This window comes from Bacillus sp. AY18-3, assembly GCF_008042305.1.
GTDB lineage: Bacteria > Bacillota > Bacilli > Bacillales > Bacillaceae_G > Bacillus_A > Bacillus_A wiedmannii.
In genome coordinates this window covers 25,392-40,038 of sequence record NZ_QKQR01000038.1, presented here as the reverse complement: position 1 = coordinate 40,038, position 14,647 = coordinate 25,392, and the positions used below count along the sequence as shown (strand labels likewise).

Here is a 14,647-nt window from a genome sequence, read left to right as displayed (position 1 = left end):
GACCCTTTGTTTAATGGGTTTTACATATTTTCATTAGGCAAATTCCGAGAAATCGTATGATAAAAATAAAAATGATGAGGAGAGGATCCGATGGATTTCGAATTTTTCTTTCAAATTGCACTTATTTTATTAAGTACAAAGCTTGCTGGTGACCTTAGTGTTAGACTAGGTCAACCTTCTGTACTCGGTAAATTAATTGTCGGTATCGTTATCGGTCCAGCTATATTAGGTTGGATTGAAAATTCAGAGCTTCTAACACAATTAAGTAATGTCGGTGTTATTCTTTTAATGTTTATGGCAGGACTTGAAACAGACTTAGAGGAATTAAATGCAAATCGTAATTCTTCTTTAGCTGTTGCCCTTGGAGGTATCATTCTACCATTCGTAGGTGGTTACGTTTCTGGTCTTGTTATGGGAATGGAACAAGGCAATGCTGTATTTTTAGGATTACTTCTATGTGCGACAAGTGTTAGTATTTCCGTACAAACACTTCGTGATTTAGGAAAGATGAAAACACGTGAAAGTACAACTATGCTTGGCGCGGCTGTATTTGATGACATTCTTGTTGTTATTTTATTAGCATTTGCAATGAGCTTCTTAGGTACAGACGATGTTAACTTAACAATGGTTATCTTGAAGAAAGTTGTATTCTTCGCTTCTATTATTTTAATCGGATGGAAAGGTGTTCCTGCAATCATGCGCTGGTTATCACCACTACGCGTATCTGAGTCTATCGTGAGCGCGGCTCTTATCATCTGTTTCTCATTCGCATATTTCGGCGAACTATTAGGAATTGCTGGTATTATCGGTGCTTTCGCAGCTGGTATCGCTATTTCTCAAACGAACTACAAACATGAAGTAGAAAAGAAAGTAGAACCAATCGCTTACGCTATGTTCGTTCCAGTATTCTTCGTTAGTATCGGTATGAATATTACATTTGACGGTATTGGCAATCAAATTTGGTTCATCCTAGCATTAACAGTAATCGCTGTATTAACGAAACTAATTGGTTGTGGATTTGGTGCACGAATGACTGGATTTGACGCTAAGTCTTCTGCAATTATCGGTGCTGGAATGGTTTCTCGTGGTGAAGTTGCACTTATCATCGCAGGAACAGGACTTTCTTCAGGTCTACTAGCACAAGATTACTTTACAGCTATCGTTATTGTCGTTATTTTAACTACAATGATTACACCACCAATGTTAAAATACACTTTTGGTGCAAAAGATAAAGTAATGAAAGCAAGTAAATAGTAAATAAGCTTTCTACAATAAAAAGAGATTACTATCTTATAAGATAGTAATCTCTTTTTTCATTTTATCTTTAAACAATTCCATTCTTTTTTAACCAGTTTTCAAACATAGTTCGTGCTTCTTCATCATCCATATCATTACGAAATGAATACACCATAATGCCGTAATCATCTATATATTCACCTAGTTTCATTTCCTCCACTTTTTTATAAAAGTCGTCTGCCTCATAGTGCGGAATATAAGCATCCCAAACTGGTTCATTTATTCTTTTGTACGCCGTCACTTCTAAATCATATCCATCTTCATAATATCCGATGTGATAATGTTGACTAGGATCATATTTCTTCATAAAAATTCCCCTCCCTTTGAAAATTTATCATATTTCACATAATAAACAAAAGCGAGCCGTATTGCGGCTCGCTTCGTTCATTAAATGCGTTCCATCGCTGTCTTCAACGTTCCAACAACAAAGGCAATTTCTTCACCTGAGATAACAAGCGGTGGTGCTAACGTTAAGACGTTATTATATCCTGCTGTTGTCATGCCGTTTCGTCCAATAATTAAACCTTTTTCTTTACAAGCATTTACAACACTTGCAATTTTGTCGTTATCAATTGGCTCTTTCGTCTCTTTATCATTTACTAGTTCGATTCCAACTAGTAGGCCTTTTCCTCTAATATCCCCTACAAGTGGATGTTCTCCAATTTCTTCTTTTAATTGCTCTAATAAAAGCGAGCCCATTTGTGCAGATCGCTCAATTAAATTTTCATTTTCCATAATCTCTAAGTTTTTAAGCGCTAATGCACAAGCTGCAGGATTTCCACCAAATGTATTAATATGACGGAAGAATTCATATTCTCCCTTCCCTTTAAATGCTTCATATATTTCTTTTTTCACAGCTGTCGCTGATAACGGTAAATATGCGCTCGTAATCCCTTTTGCCATCGTAATAATATCTGGCTGAACGTCATAATTCATAAATCCAAATGCTTTTCCTGTACGTCCGAAACCGCAAATCACTTCATCACTAATGAGCAAGGCACCGTGTTTTTGACACGTTTCATGAACAGCTTTCATATAGTCTTGTGGCGGCATTAAAATGCCTCCGCCCGTAATAATTGGTTCCATAATAAAAGCTGCAATCGTTTCACTTAATTCCCATGTCATAACGCGATCTACTTCTTTTACACATTCTACATCATAAATATTCTCTCTTTCTATTCCAGGCATACGATAACAATCTGGCGGCGTTACATGTAAAAATCCTGAAGCAAATGGCTCATATTGATATCTACGCTGTGCTTGTCCAGTCGCTGCCATCGTTGCCATTGTATTTCCATGATACCCGCGGTAACGTGACATAAATTTATAACGATGCGGTTCACCTTTTTGAGCATAGTATTGTCTTGCTATTTTAAAAGCTGTTTCGTTCGCTTCCGAGCCACTATTAGAGAAGAAAATAACATACTCTCCTCCAAGCCACTCATTTAATTTTTCTGCAAGCTTTATAGCCGGTTCATGCGATTGTGACATTGGAAAGTATGATAATGTTTGTAATTGCTTATAAGCCGCCTCTGCGAGCTCTTTTCTGCCATATCCACTATTCACACACCAAAGACCACTCATACCATCTAAATATCTTTTCCCTTCTATATCTTCAACCCAGCACCCTTCTGCTTTTGCCCCTACCATTGTACTATTTGGACTAAAGGGACGCATTCCGTGCCAAACATATTGCTCATCTTTTGCTAATAATTCATCAGTCTGTTTCGTTTTCATCATTTCTTCCACCTTCCATAACAACTTATTTTTCACAAAAGCTGTGCTGGTGCCATGATGATTTAATTTTCTCCCTGCTTATTTTCATTCCACAAAATTAAGACAAAATCCTACTTACAATACAGTAATATTTACAAGAAAAAAAGAGCTTTTCTTATATATCGAAAAGCCCTTCTCTTTTTAATGTGACGATGCATCACTAACACCATGACCTGTATTAGATTTCACAAGAATCTCATCAAATTTCGCAGCATCTTCTTTCTTACTAGATAACACGGTTCCTAAATATGCTGCAAGGAATCCAAGCGGAATTGAAATAATTCCAGGTGTCGTATATGGGAATATCGCTTCCCCAACAAATATAGCTTTTCCAGCTACAGGGTTCCAAACATTTGGACTTAACGCTACGAGAACAATTGCTGATACAAGACCAACGACCATACCCGAAATGGCACCTGTTGTATTGAAGCGCTTCCAATATATTGTGAATAATATAACTGGTAGATTTGCACTCGCTGCAACTGCAAATGCTAATGAAACTAAAAATGCTACGTTCAACGTTTGAGCAAATAACGCTAGTATAATGGATAATACCGCTACCCCAATAGACGCATAGCGAGCCATTGACACTTGCTCTTTTTCCGTTGATTTCCCCTTGCGAATAATTTCATTATAAAAATCATGTGCAAATGCTGATGCTGCTGTTAATACAAGGCCTGCCACTACAGCTAAAATAGTTGCAAAGGCAATTGCTGATACGAAAGCAAATAAGAAATCTCCACCTAACGCTTTAGCTAATAAAGGTGCTGCCATATTACCAGCAGGGTTTGCTTTCATAATTGCCTCATTTCCTACAAATGCTGCTGCCCCAAATCCTAAGAAGATTGTCATAATATAAAATGCGCCAATTAACCACGTAGCGTACACAACAGATTGCCGTGCCGTTTTTGCATCACGTACTGTAAAAAAGCGAACAAGAATATGTGGTAATCCGGCAGTACCAAGAACTAGTCCTAAATTTAAAGACAGTGTATCAAGACCATCCTTATACTTTACCCCTGGATTTAAAAATGAATCTTTTAATGGCGTAGCTGTTTTCATTTGAGCGAACATTTCAGTCACACTAAAATTAAATTTTGAGAAAACGATAACAGAAATAATAAATGTACCAGCCATAAGTAATACAGCCTTAACAATTTGTACCCAGCTCGTCGCAGTCATTCCGCCAAAAATAACGTACACTGTCATTAATGTACCAACGATTAAAACGGATGTCGTATATTCGATTCCTAATAATAATTTAATAAGTGCACCAGCCCCAACTAATTGTGCAATCATATAAAAAATTGAAATCGTCATTGTATTAAGCGCTGCAACGCCGCGAACTTTTTTCGCATCAAAACGCGCCGCAATCATATCTGCTAACGTGTACTTCCCTAAATTTCGAAGTGGCTCTGCAACTAAGTATAATACAACTAAGTAAGCAACTAAGAAACCGATACTATAAAAGAACCCATCAAAACCAGTTAATGCGATGGCTCCGGCTATACCAAGAAAAGACGCAGCAGACATGTAATCTCCCGCAATGGCCAGACCATTTTGCCAACCAGTTAATCCCCCTCCAGCTGTATAAAACTCACTCGCATTTTTCGTTTTCTTCGATGCAAAATAAGTTATGACGAGTGTACCAAGAACGATGATTAAAAATAATGCAAAAGCGGTTACATTCAAAGTTAGCCCCTCCCTTTTTGCATATCTTGTAGAATTTTTTGCGAGATTTTATCAAAGGATTCTGCTTTTTTGCTATAAATCATACATAATGACCACGTCATGATAAATTGCGCAAATGCAAACACCCATGCCCACGTAACATCCACAAATGCTGGTGTATTGAGCACCTTTGAATACGATGTTAAAATAGGTAATGCAATAAAAAAGCTTAAAAAGAAAATACTCATCGGAACGATAAACTTCTTTTTCGTATTTAATAGCAATTGAAATTCTTCTGACTGAACAACCTCTGTATAATTCACTTCATTTTGTAACTTACGTGCTGATGTATCATCTCTTTTCATTCCCATTCCCCTCTCTTACTGAAAATACAATTCCCCCTGTATACCTAAAGACTAAATTTTATAAATATTCAGAAACTTATTTCTATTTTAGACAATCCATACATTCCTGCAAAGATTTTTCGATAGACATTTTTCGCCAATTTCTCCTAAGTTTTTAATATACTTTTTCAACATAAAAATTACGCACTTCAATTCCTCACCAGTCAAGCTTTACAGGAGGTTATCTTCCATCTAACTTCCTCATATTTGTCGGATTGTGAGGCGGGAATTTTACCACCCGGCAAATTTCCAAATAAAAAAAGTAGTGCTTATCGCACTACTTCTGTCTTTTTCTCTTTTTCTAAATTACGAGCTGTTTCACTTAATTCAACGTCTTTCCCATCTTTAAGTGTTCCAAATATGAAATCGAATACTGGATTTGAAACACCAAACCAAAACTTTTCATTTTTATAATGGTGTAATATGTGCTGTTTTTTTAGCCATCTTCCAAACTTAGTGAACGGACGAATCGGCTTATGTGCAATATAATGTTTCCATTCATAAACGAGAAGCATGATAATCATTCCAATTCCGAATGAAAGTGTAATAGTAGCACTTTTTGTTATACCATATGCTATAAGTAAATATATAGTAAAGCTAGGTATACTAAACCATACAGGCAAAAACAATAGTTTTAAATCATCTGGATATACATGATGATCATAATGTAATCTTCTTAACATTTTTAATAAAAATACGTTTTTAGGTGGCTTTAAATGGAATAAAAACCGATGTGTCATATATTCGTTAAGCGTATAAAAAACAATCCCAAACAAACACGCGAACATACCGATCCATGTGAAAAATTGCATTTTTAAAATAATGATGAAAATAAATAAAATACTATACATAATAACGATATCATGTTGTAAAAAGAACTCTTTCCCCACTCTCTTCATCTTCCTTCCCCCTTTTCCAAAAAAACAGCCGCAACATATCGTTACGACTATTTCTTTTATTTTTTATTTTATTCTATTCACTTTACAAATTTGCCTGCTGCTCTATTGTCGAGAAAAAATTGTTCGATCCAAATATATTTTGCTTTGGAATAATATGTTCCACCGCAAACACTGTTACTTCTCCTCTTTGTACCTCTCCAATAATGAGCCCAAATATTTCATGATTTAGCGCAAACGTTGGTTGCTTTGTTTGCAGTAATCTTGCTGCATTATGAAATACCGCTTCATATAGTGGATTCCTATCAGTAATTTCTTTTCGGATTTTGGGTGCTAACGTAATAATAATTTCTTTTCCGTCAATAGTGGTTCGATACATAAAAATCTCCCCTTCAATCTTATGTGAACAACTGTAAAGCTTTGTATGCAAAATGGATAGAATATCCTACTAAAATAATACCGGCTCCGGCTGTTATATAGCCAAGTGCTTTTTGCTTTAATAAAGTTCTGCCAAAATGGATAGAAAAAGCAATATTTAAATTCCATAAAATAATGCCAACAATAATACAAAGACTGTATAAAAAGGCTTCTTGTTTCGTTACCTTCGTAAGCAATGAGCTAAGTGTACTTCCGTATATACCAAACCAAAAAACAAGATTTAATGGATTGGATATCGCAATTAAAAAACCTGCCATAAACGATTGTTTAAGGCCACCTACCTCTTCCTTTTTATATTCCATATTCGAGTGGGAAATTCCTTGTTTTACACTTTGAAATCCTAAATAAAATAATAAGAAAAACCCTGTGCAATACATAAAAGCTTGTACATATGTATACATAAACACAGAAGATAAACCGAAATAAATGAGAAGCATAAACAAAATATCTGCAGTCATTCCACCAATTCCAACAACCCATGCATGCCAAAAACCTCGTTCAATTCCTCGTTTTAACATTTCAATATTAATCGGACCTACTGGCGCAGCTAATGAAATACCTAATACAATTTGTTGTATAATCGCTCCAAACATCGCTCTATCCTTTCTACTTCCTTTACTATTAAGTAATGATGTAATGATTAAAAATAGACTAGCTTTCATCAAAATATTTACTACTAAAATACCCCTTTTTATCCAAAATATGCAAAAGAGCCATCTCGATGATGGCTCTTACTTTTCTAACTTATGAAGAAAAGGACATTTTCCTTTTATCGGCTCTACATCGTCTCCTATGAAGTATTGTTTCCATTCGCGATGATCTGGATCACCATAATGACTAATGTTAGGGTGTTTCGGCAGCTGATCCCACTTTTCAACTCGATCTCGGACCGTTTGTCTTGAATATGCTCCTTTAGGGCGCTCCCCTTCTAATCCATCAAAGATGGTACGCGGTTGAAATCCAATAACGAGAGAATTTCCTAAATGCCTAGTTTTTCGTTGTTTATAAGCTGGCGCATTTCCAAATGCGAATATCGGTTCACCACCAAATGAAAATTCCCATAAGTAATGGTCTGGGTCTTCAGGAATTTGCTTCGGCCATGTTTGGTCATCGTTTTCATGTAAATATTGTAGTACTTTCCAAAAGTACTCACGATAATATTCCAGTGATTGTTCCTCACATTCCGGTTCCACAAAAAGAAAGAATCCTCTTCTTACAATTGGGCGCTCTTTCATTAACTCTAAAAAAGATAACATTGTATGTGGCAAATGACTCCAATCATTATGAGAGAGAAATGAATAACGAAGTTCATTCTTTTTCAAAGCTGTTAAGCCGAAATAACATGGGAAAGTTGGTTCTAGCACGACACTCGAAAAATTTTGAAATTCTTTTGTAACCCAATTTGGTATGTCAGTTCTCGTTCTCATTCCTTCATTATCTAATAAATAAGACTCATTCATTCTTTCTTTCACCTCATTATGTATAGCATTCAATTAAGAATATTACATACTCGGCCTGTCCTATACCTATTTAAAAATTCGGCTGAAAAATTATTTAAAAATACAAAAAAATAAAATCGCTTACTTGACTAATTTCTACCAATTCGTGTATATTTAAATTAATCATTTAGCAGAATATTCAAGATTATAGCATTTTTAGTTTATATTATCTTTCAAATGAATTTCACTAAATGAAAAAAGCAAATGTTTTTAGGAGGAATTGTAACATGCAAGGAAAAGTAAAATGGTTTAACAACGAAAAAGGTTTTGGATTTATCGAAATGGAAGGCGCTGACGATGTATTCGTACATTTCTCTGCTATTCAAGGTGACGGCTACAAAGCTTTAGAAGAAGGTCAAGAAGTATCTTTCGATATCACTGAAGGAAACCGCGGACCTCAAGCTGCTAACGTAGTAAAACTTTAATCCAACATATAACAGGAGGTTACCTTACTTGGTAACCTCCTTTGTTATTCCTTTGTATATTTCCGTTTTACAGAGCAAAAACTATGTGAAATGCGCAATATACAAAGGAGGAAGTAATAATGGGATCAGAAGTAAATGATTTTGAAGAAGTGAAATTCCGTGTAGAAACAGCACAAAAAATGGTAGGGTCAGCGACAATTTCAATGGATCCAGATACATTAGAGCATGCGACTACTGCTGTAGAAGCCGCTCGCTCTCAGCTTGAAATTATGAAATCTGTTGCGACAGATTTAGATGAGCCATTTTTAATGAATGAGGAAAAGAAATTAAGTAAATGCGAGCATCAACTAAACGAAGCAAGACACTAAAAAACATCCAGAGAATTTTCTCTGGATGTTTTTTCATGATAACTGTTCCCCATACTTTTTCAATGTTTCTCCAACTGTACATTGTCGTATACAAAATGAATGAGCGTAATACTTACTATTTGTCTTTCGATTATGTTCTCGCAAGAAACATCCTTCACAATACGTTTCTAATAAGTCATTTACCTCTGTAATGAGTTGCTTTTTATCCACCTTTGCACCTCTCTATTCGGTTATTTCTTTATGACTATCAATGACTGTTCCTTCTAATGCTTGCGTAGCTAATTGATGCGCTTCTTTATTTTGTTTTCTAGATATCGGCTCACTTACAAGTTTTAATTTCATTTGCTTCGCTTTTTGTTCAATTTGATCTAAGTAATGATTTAAATGCTCATCATAACAAGGCCATTCTCCAGCCAATTGCTGCAGTACAACTTGAGAATCGCCGCGAAGTGTAACTGCTTCATACTTAATTCCGAATTCCTCGAGTATATTCATGCCATATAGTAATGATGCATATTCCGCTTCATTATTATCATATATACCTTCTATATATGCATTACGGCGAATTCGGTATTTTGTATTTCCTTTTTTATAGTATACACATATACCTACTCCAGCTTCTTTCGTCTGTACATCATAACCGCCATCAAAATAAACGAGGATTTCTTGGGGCTCTTCCTCTACTTGTTTACTCAGCTTTTTCATTTCCTTTAATGACCATTCTGCATCCATTTCATCATAAAATGATAGTTCTTTCACTCTTCCTGTTTTCTCGAAATCCTCTGCAAATTGCAATACATCTTCTATGTTCATATAATCTGTCGTTAATTCCGTCTGCAATCCGCTCTTTGTTTTATACAACCAATGAATTTTATATTTCATACTAGATTCCCCTTATATAAGACTTCTTATATGTAGTCAGCTAATGAAAGCCTCACTTTATTTTATTATATTGTATCAAGAGTCACAGCATTATATTCAATATGATTACATACAAAAAGAGCTATCCCTATAGGAATAGCTCTTTCATCTATTGCATAAATCTTTCAAATTGTACTCGTTTATTAATCCAGTACATTACAGGCATACCAATTGCCATGACAACAAATTCACCGACGGCACATGTTAACCAAGTCAACATAAATGGTAAATCAAATGCAAGATGAAGCTCAATTGCAATCATAAACATTGTAATTGTAAAAATAACTGTATTAAAAATCATACGAGCCCAAACACCTTTAATAAATCGCATAGAAATAATCGTTGCAACTAATGCAAGAATAGATTGCCCTACTCCAAATACTAAATCGTAAGCGATCATAGGTGAGAAAAAGAGATTTGTTAAAAATACACCTAATACAATTCCGTAAATTGCTTTCTTATTAAATACAACAAGATGATTAAACATCTCTGAAATACGAAACTGTACACTCGTAAAGCCAAATGGCTGAATAAGCATAGAAACAGCAATATATAATGCCGCTAAAATACCATTACCGACTAATGTTCTTATATTCATGACAAAATCTCCTTAGTTTTTTTACGTGGGATGGTTTCGAACCACGTTATTCGTTTTTTAAGCAACAAGAATATATTCTACGCAATACACACTCTCTCGTCAATAGATTCCTATCATTAACTACCTTTTTTCTTTTAGACAACGTATAATAAAACATATGAAAGTTTTAGGAGGTTTCGCTTCATGACAGCAACAATTCAAAATGAAAAAGTGGTCGTTTCCATTTCTGACAAAGGTGCAGAATTACAAAGCGTTCGCTTAAAAGAAGATAACACTGAATACTTATGGCAAGGCGATTCTTCTTATTGGGGGCGCCGCGCACCAATTTTATTCCCAATTGTCGGCCGATTAGTAGATAATACATACTACGTAGATGGTAAACCATATTCTTTAACACAACACGGCTTTGCTCGTGATCTTACATTCTCTGTACAAGAACAAAGTGAAACGAAAATCACTTATATTGTAACTAGTAATGAAGAAACATTAAAAAAATACCCATACCAATTCGAATTACTCGTTTCTTATGAGCTAGACGGACAAATCGTTCATGTAACATATGAAGTAAATAACCCTACTTCAAAAGAGATGTTCTTCTCAATCGGAGCACATCCTGGTTTCAACTTCCCCTTATTAGAGGGCGAATCATTTACAGATTATCATTTATCATTTAATGGTTCTGAACGCTTAGAAACAAGCGTATTAGAAGGACCTTACCTTTCAAGTAAAAAACAATTAATCGCTGAAAATACGAATGAATTACCACTTACATACGATTTATTCAAAAATGATGCGCTTATTTTTGAAAATATGAATACGGATGAAATCTCTATTCGTTCTCATAAACATAATAAATTTGTAAAAGTAGAATTTGATGGCTTCCCATTTGTTGGCGTATGGACACCAGGTGAGAACGCACCTTTCTTATGTATTGAACCTTGGTACGGTATTGCTGATGAAGTAAATCCAGCAAAAGATTTCAAGGAAAAAAAAGGAATTCAATCTTTACAAGCGAATGAAACATTTACATGTCGTTATAGTATTACAATCGGCTAAGTTACTCTATCCCCTACTTCAAAGAAACATATAAGTAGGGGATCATCTTATAATTTGGAGGTTTCTCATTTTGATTGAAGTATATATTGATGGTGCATCAAAAGGAAATCCTGGTCCTTCTGGTGCTGGAGTGTTTATTAAAGGGGTGCAACCAGCTGTACAATTATCATTGCCCCTTGGGACAATGTCCAATCATGAAGCAGAATACCACGCTTTACTTGCGGCATTAAAATATTGCACGGAGCATAATTATAACATTGTCTCTTTTCGTACAGATTCGCAACTTGTCGAGCGAGCTGTCGAAAAAGAATACGCAAAAAATAAAATGTTTGCACCACTATTAGAAGAAGCATTACAGTACATAAAAAGTTTCGATCTCTTTTTTATTAAGTGGATTCCAAGTAGTCAAAATAAAGTTGCTGATGAGTTAGCTAGAAAAGCTATCTTACAAAATTAACGGGGGTATGAGTGTGAAAAAAGATTGGGTTGCTCCTCTTGCTTTATTATTTGTCTCTTTTATTTGGGGAGCTACATTTGTTGTCGTTCAAAATGCTATGTCTTTCGTTGGTCCATTTACTTTTAATGGTATTCGCTTTTTATTCGCTGGAATTATTTTATTATTCGTTCAAATGATTTTCTCAAAAAAATCTTCAAAACAAGATATAAAACAGAGTAGTCTCGCTGGATTAATCGTTGGATTTTTTTTATGCGTTGGCTATGTATTACAAACATTCGGCTTACTTTATACAACTTCTTCAAAAGCTGGTTTCTTAACAGGTCTTAGTATCGTTATGGTACCAATTTTGTCTTTTATCTTTTTAAAACAAAAAGCTACCATTTTTATCGTAATGGGCATTGCTGTAGCAACAGCAGGTTTATACTTATTAACTGCTGGTGATTCTTTTCAATTAAACATTGGAGATATACTCGTTCTCGGTTGTGCAGTTGCTTTCGCTGCCCATATTCTTGTTAACGGCTTCTTCTCTAAGAAAATATCACCTTTATTATTAAGCACGTCGCAAGTATTAGCTGTCGGTATGTTTTCTTCTATTTGCGCCTTTTTGTTTGAAGATTGGGAAAAATTATTTTCAGTAGCACTATGGACGAATTCTTCCTTTTTATTCGCTCTATTTCTAACTTCCCTATTTGCGACATCCATTGCTTTTTTTATTCAAACATCAGCACAAAAACATACGTCTCCAACGAGAGTAGCAATTATTTTCGCAATGGAGCCTGTTTTTGCTGCATTAACAGGCGTTCTCGTTGCAAACGAACAACTTTCTATTTCTGCTATTATCGGATGCCTATGTATTTTCCTAGGCATGGTTTTTGTTGAATTACCTTCCAAAACAAAAAAAGAAGCGCAGGCTGCGTGAAGTTACGCTTGTAACTTCCGCATAAAAGCCTTAGCGCTTTTTTTATCGGTAATTTCTTCTTCTTTCAAACGTTCTAATAACGCAACAAAATAACTCCCATCAAACTGTAATTGATGTTTAATTGTCGCTTCTATTGCTGCGTTCACAATTCCATCAGATGCACCAGTATATCCTTGTCCAAACATAATAAACCCTTGTGCTTCCTCTGATAGTTTAAATCCTTTCGTATGTAAGAATGAAAGATAATCTTCTACTGTTTGCATGATATTCCCACCTACTCAAAAATTCTCCACTTCTTATCATACATGTTTTTACACGCTATGAGAATGAAATTTCTTTGACAACTTTGTAAATCTATCGTCTACTGCATAGACAATAAAGGATTTCCTTGCAATATGAATGAATATGTATAGTGGAACTTATTTCATATTAAAGGGGAGACACGATGAAACAAGCACTATTAATTATCGATGCGCAGCAAGAATTAATGGATGGGAATGAACAAGAAAAAGAAGTTTTTCGCAAAAAAGAGTTATTATCTACACTAAATACAGCCGTACAAAAAGCAATACATGCAAATGCCCTTATTGTTTTCGTAAGAGATATCGATGTTGCTTCTGGTAGCGGAGAAGGATTTGAAGTACATAATGAAATCAAAGTACCTCAGTCTGCAATCCTTATTAATAAAGCAGCAACAAACGCATTCTATGGCACTTCTCTACTTGAACTTTTAAAAGAAGAAAAAATTAATCATATCGTTATCGGTGGATGTAAAACAGAACATTGCATCGACACCGCAGTTAGAACAGCTACTGTACAAGGATTTGATGTTACATTAATTAAAAACGGTCATTCCACAACTGATTCTAACGTGTTATCTGCAGAACAAATTATCGAGCACCATACTAAAGTTCTACACGGTCATTATAATGTGGATCATTTTTCTATGGTGAGAGATATCGAGGAAGACCTCTTCCAACCAACTCACGACCAATATCGTGATTAATAAAAAAGAATCCTTCATTTAGAAGGATTCTTTTTTATCCAAAAATTTGCGCTGCAATACTGTATAGTTCCCCATTTCTTTTCAAAAATTGATCACTATTTCTCATCATAATTGGAGGTGTATTAACCTTTTGAAAACCAGTAATCTCTAATTCTTTCATGAAACCTTTCTTTCCTTCTGATACATCAATTCTTAATTTACCATGATGCTCTCTTGCTAAATCATGCACAATTCTCATTGCCATCGCATCATTTTTCGCAACGACTGGACCTATTATTTTATTTTCTGGTGTTTGTATACTTAAACCGTAACCTAATACATTTTGGTTGTTGTCCTTTACAACGATGCACTGTTCACTTTGTATAATTCTTTTCGTTAAAAATGCTTTTCTATTTGTTCCAAACGCATTTTCATCTAATTTTATTATTTTTTCTAAATCACACTCTTCATAATTCATCATATAATCTTCATTTCCTACACAATAATCATTCACATTGTACGAGTTACATATGTATTTAGAAACATAGCTTACTGCCCTAAATCCTAATTTTTCATATAACGGCTTTCCTTCATCCGTAGCAATAAGCATAATTGGAGTTTGAGCCGATACGCTCTTAATGCATGAATTCGTTATCGCCTTTCCAATCCCATTCCCCTCATATTTCGGATGTACAATGACCATTCCGATAGACGCTAATTTCTCCCCATATAATATAATTGCCGCGCTAGCAATAAGTTCCTTTCTCTTATTCCACACACCGTATATAATACCTGAATCAAAAATAGTCTCAATTTCTTCTTTATTATAATCCCACCCAATATAAGAAGATAATGCTACAATATCGCCTATTTGTTCGTCCCTAAGACGCTCCACCTTAATTTCCAATTCAAGCATACTTCATCCCCTTCTCTAGACA

At 35.0% G+C, this 14,647-nt stretch carries 20 protein-coding genes and 1 riboswitch; of the genes, 7 read left to right on the top strand and 13 right to left on the bottom strand.

Features of this window, described 5'->3' with window-relative positions:
- Nucleotides 1-90: 90 nt before the first annotated feature.
- Complete coding sequence (locus DM800_RS26235) at nucleotides 91-1,254, top strand: cation:proton antiporter (RefSeq protein WP_147787953.1); 1,164 nt, start codon at nucleotides 91-93, stop codon at nucleotides 1,252-1,254.
- 70 nt (nucleotides 1,255-1,324) lie between these two features.
- On the opposite strand, the gene DM800_RS26230 is transcribed toward DM800_RS26235, so the two are convergent.
- From DM800_RS26230 to DM800_RS26195, 8 genes are all read right to left on the bottom strand, one after another.
- The gene (locus DM800_RS26230) at nucleotides 1,325-1,603 is read right to left on the bottom strand and encodes a DUF3986 family protein (RefSeq protein WP_147787952.1); all 279 of its coding nucleotides are present in this window, start codon (nucleotides 1,601-1,603) and stop codon (nucleotides 1,325-1,327) included.
- A gap of 80 nt (nucleotides 1,604-1,683) precedes the next feature.
- Entirely contained in the window at nucleotides 1,684-3,033 is a 1,350-nt protein-coding gene (locus tag DM800_RS26225; RefSeq protein ID WP_147787951.1) for an aspartate aminotransferase family protein, read from the bottom strand.
- Between the two features lie 180 nt (nucleotides 3,034-3,213).
- On the bottom strand, nucleotides 3,214-4,764 hold the full coding sequence (locus tag DM800_RS26220; RefSeq protein ID WP_001103252.1) for a solute symporter family protein: 1,551 nt from the start codon (nucleotides 4,762-4,764) through the stop codon (nucleotides 3,214-3,216).
- Nucleotides 4,765-4,766: 2 nt separating this feature from the next.
- Nucleotides 4,767-5,108 (bottom strand): DUF485 domain-containing protein, encoded by a 342-nt coding sequence (locus tag DM800_RS26215; protein ID WP_147787950.1) that lies wholly within the window; start codon nucleotides 5,106-5,108, stop codon nucleotides 4,767-4,769.
- A gap of 308 nt (nucleotides 5,109-5,416) precedes the next feature.
- Nucleotides 5,417-6,046 (bottom strand): sterol desaturase family protein, encoded by a 630-nt coding sequence (locus tag DM800_RS26210; RefSeq protein WP_000832138.1) that lies wholly within the window; start codon nucleotides 6,044-6,046, stop codon nucleotides 5,417-5,419.
- A gap of 82 nt (nucleotides 6,047-6,128) precedes the next feature.
- Nucleotides 6,129-6,422, bottom strand: coding sequence for a hypothetical protein (locus DM800_RS26205; RefSeq protein WP_000286360.1), 294 nt, complete (start codon nucleotides 6,420-6,422; stop codon nucleotides 6,129-6,131).
- Nucleotides 6,423-6,441: 19 nt separating this feature from the next.
- On the bottom strand, nucleotides 6,442-7,074 hold the full coding sequence (locus DM800_RS26200) for a LysE family transporter (RefSeq protein WP_087985631.1): 633 nt from the start codon (nucleotides 7,072-7,074) through the stop codon (nucleotides 6,442-6,444).
- 138 nt (nucleotides 7,075-7,212) lie between these two features.
- Nucleotides 7,213-7,941: a YqcI/YcgG family protein gene (locus DM800_RS26195; RefSeq protein ID WP_087985587.1), complete on the bottom strand. Its 729-nt coding sequence runs from the start codon at nucleotides 7,939-7,941 to the stop codon at nucleotides 7,213-7,215.
- Nucleotides 7,942-8,207: 266 nt separating this feature from the next.
- On the opposite strand from DM800_RS26195, the gene cspB reads away from it, so the two are divergent.
- Both cspB and DM800_RS26185 read left to right on the top strand, forming a co-directional pair.
- The gene (gene cspB, locus DM800_RS26190) at nucleotides 8,208-8,405 is read left to right on the top strand and encodes a cold shock-like protein CspB (protein ID WP_001161731.1); all 198 of its coding nucleotides are present in this window, start codon (nucleotides 8,208-8,210) and stop codon (nucleotides 8,403-8,405) included.
- A 119-nt stretch (nucleotides 8,406-8,524) separates the two neighbouring features.
- Nucleotides 8,525-8,773, top strand: coding sequence for a DUF2564 family protein (locus tag DM800_RS26185; RefSeq protein WP_000534395.1), 249 nt, complete (start codon nucleotides 8,525-8,527; stop codon nucleotides 8,771-8,773).
- A 33-nt stretch (nucleotides 8,774-8,806) separates the two neighbouring features.
- Here the strand turns inward: DM800_RS26185 and DM800_RS26180 are convergent, their stop codons facing one another.
- From DM800_RS26180 to DM800_RS26170, 3 genes are all read right to left on the bottom strand, one after another.
- Nucleotides 8,807-8,983: a zinc-finger domain-containing protein gene (locus DM800_RS26180; protein WP_000358801.1), complete on the bottom strand. Its 177-nt coding sequence runs from the start codon at nucleotides 8,981-8,983 to the stop codon at nucleotides 8,807-8,809.
- A 12-nt stretch (nucleotides 8,984-8,995) separates the two neighbouring features.
- On the bottom strand, nucleotides 8,996-9,655 hold the full coding sequence (locus DM800_RS26175; protein ID WP_098134021.1) for a ribonuclease H family protein: 660 nt from the start codon (nucleotides 9,653-9,655) through the stop codon (nucleotides 8,996-8,998).
- 148 nt (nucleotides 9,656-9,803) lie between these two features.
- Nucleotides 9,804-10,292, bottom strand: a complete 489-nt coding sequence (locus DM800_RS26170) for a QueT transporter family protein (RefSeq protein ID WP_048543446.1) — start codon at nucleotides 10,290-10,292, stop codon at nucleotides 9,804-9,806.
- Between the two features lie 6 nt (nucleotides 10,293-10,298).
- Nucleotides 10,299-10,343, bottom strand: a riboswitch (PreQ1 riboswitch).
- A 132-nt stretch (nucleotides 10,344-10,475) separates the two neighbouring features.
- On the opposite strand from DM800_RS26170, the gene DM800_RS26165 reads away from it, so the two are divergent.
- From DM800_RS26165 to DM800_RS26155, 3 genes are all read left to right on the top strand, one after another.
- Nucleotides 10,476-11,348 (top strand): aldose 1-epimerase family protein, encoded by an 873-nt coding sequence (locus DM800_RS26165; RefSeq protein ID WP_147787949.1) that lies wholly within the window; start codon nucleotides 10,476-10,478, stop codon nucleotides 11,346-11,348.
- 70 nt (nucleotides 11,349-11,418) lie between these two features.
- Nucleotides 11,419-11,805, top strand: coding sequence for a reverse transcriptase-like protein (locus DM800_RS26160; protein WP_000573873.1), 387 nt, complete (start codon nucleotides 11,419-11,421; stop codon nucleotides 11,803-11,805).
- A 13-nt stretch (nucleotides 11,806-11,818) separates the two neighbouring features.
- Nucleotides 11,819-12,724: a DMT family transporter gene (locus DM800_RS26155; protein ID WP_048543452.1), complete on the top strand. Its 906-nt coding sequence runs from the start codon at nucleotides 11,819-11,821 to the stop codon at nucleotides 12,722-12,724.
- 2 nt (nucleotides 12,725-12,726) lie between these two features.
- Here DM800_RS26155 and DM800_RS26150 read toward each other — a convergent pair whose 3' ends face one another.
- Complete coding sequence (locus tag DM800_RS26150) at nucleotides 12,727-12,987, bottom strand: DUF6123 family protein (protein ID WP_001195212.1); 261 nt, start codon at nucleotides 12,985-12,987, stop codon at nucleotides 12,727-12,729.
- A 182-nt stretch (nucleotides 12,988-13,169) separates the two neighbouring features.
- On the opposite strand from DM800_RS26150, the gene DM800_RS26145 reads away from it, so the two are divergent.
- Nucleotides 13,170-13,730, top strand: coding sequence for a cysteine hydrolase family protein (locus tag DM800_RS26145; RefSeq protein ID WP_088062747.1), 561 nt, complete (start codon nucleotides 13,170-13,172; stop codon nucleotides 13,728-13,730).
- 34 nt (nucleotides 13,731-13,764) lie between these two features.
- On the opposite strand, the gene DM800_RS26140 is transcribed toward DM800_RS26145, so the two are convergent.
- Entirely contained in the window at nucleotides 13,765-14,625 is an 861-nt protein-coding gene (locus DM800_RS26140; protein ID WP_088062746.1) for a GNAT family N-acetyltransferase, read from the bottom strand.
- Nucleotides 14,626-14,647: the final 22 nt, after the last annotated feature.

Bases quoted from the DNA above. Each gene is read 5' to 3' on its own strand.
- DM800_RS26235 (WP_147787953.1), top strand. From the start codon at position 91: ATGGATTTCGAATTTTTCTTTCAAATTGCACTTATTTTATTAAGTACA.
- DM800_RS26230 (WP_147787952.1), bottom strand. From the start codon at position 1,603: ATGAAGAAATATGATCCTAGTCAACATTATCACATCGGATATTATGAA.
- DM800_RS26225 (WP_147787951.1), bottom strand. From the start codon at position 3,033: ATGAAAACGAAACAGACTGATGAATTATTAGCAAAAGATGAGCAATAT.
- DM800_RS26215 (WP_147787950.1), bottom strand. From the start codon at position 5,108: ATGAAAAGAGATGATACATCAGCACGTAAGTTACAAAATGAAGTGAAT.
- DM800_RS26210 (WP_000832138.1), bottom strand. From the start codon at position 6,046: ATGAAGAGAGTGGGGAAAGAGTTCTTTTTACAACATGATATCGTTATT.
- DM800_RS26205 (WP_000286360.1), bottom strand. From the start codon at position 6,422: ATGTATCGAACCACTATTGACGGAAAAGAAATTATTATTACGTTAGCA.
- DM800_RS26200 (WP_087985631.1), bottom strand. From the start codon at position 7,074: ATGTTTGGAGCGATTATACAACAAATTGTATTAGGTATTTCATTAGCT.
- DM800_RS26195 (WP_087985587.1), bottom strand. From the start codon at position 7,941: ATGAATGAGTCTTATTTATTAGATAATGAAGGAATGAGAACGAGAACT.
- cspB (WP_001161731.1), top strand. From the start codon at position 8,208: ATGCAAGGAAAAGTAAAATGGTTTAACAACGAAAAAGGTTTTGGATTT.
- DM800_RS26185 (WP_000534395.1), top strand. From the start codon at position 8,525: ATGGGATCAGAAGTAAATGATTTTGAAGAAGTGAAATTCCGTGTAGAA.
- DM800_RS26175 (WP_098134021.1), bottom strand. From the start codon at position 9,655: ATGAAATATAAAATTCATTGGTTGTATAAAACAAAGAGCGGATTGCAG.
- DM800_RS26170 (WP_048543446.1), bottom strand. From the start codon at position 10,292: ATGAATATAAGAACATTAGTCGGTAATGGTATTTTAGCGGCATTATAT.
- DM800_RS26165 (WP_147787949.1), top strand. From the start codon at position 10,476: ATGACAGCAACAATTCAAAATGAAAAAGTGGTCGTTTCCATTTCTGAC.
- DM800_RS26150 (WP_001195212.1), bottom strand. From the start codon at position 12,987: ATGCAAACAGTAGAAGATTATCTTTCATTCTTACATACGAAAGGATTT.
- DM800_RS26145 (WP_088062747.1), top strand. From the start codon at position 13,170: ATGAAACAAGCACTATTAATTATCGATGCGCAGCAAGAATTAATGGAT.
- DM800_RS26140 (WP_088062746.1), bottom strand. From the start codon at position 14,625: ATGCTTGAATTGGAAATTAAGGTGGAGCGTCTTAGGGACGAACAAATA.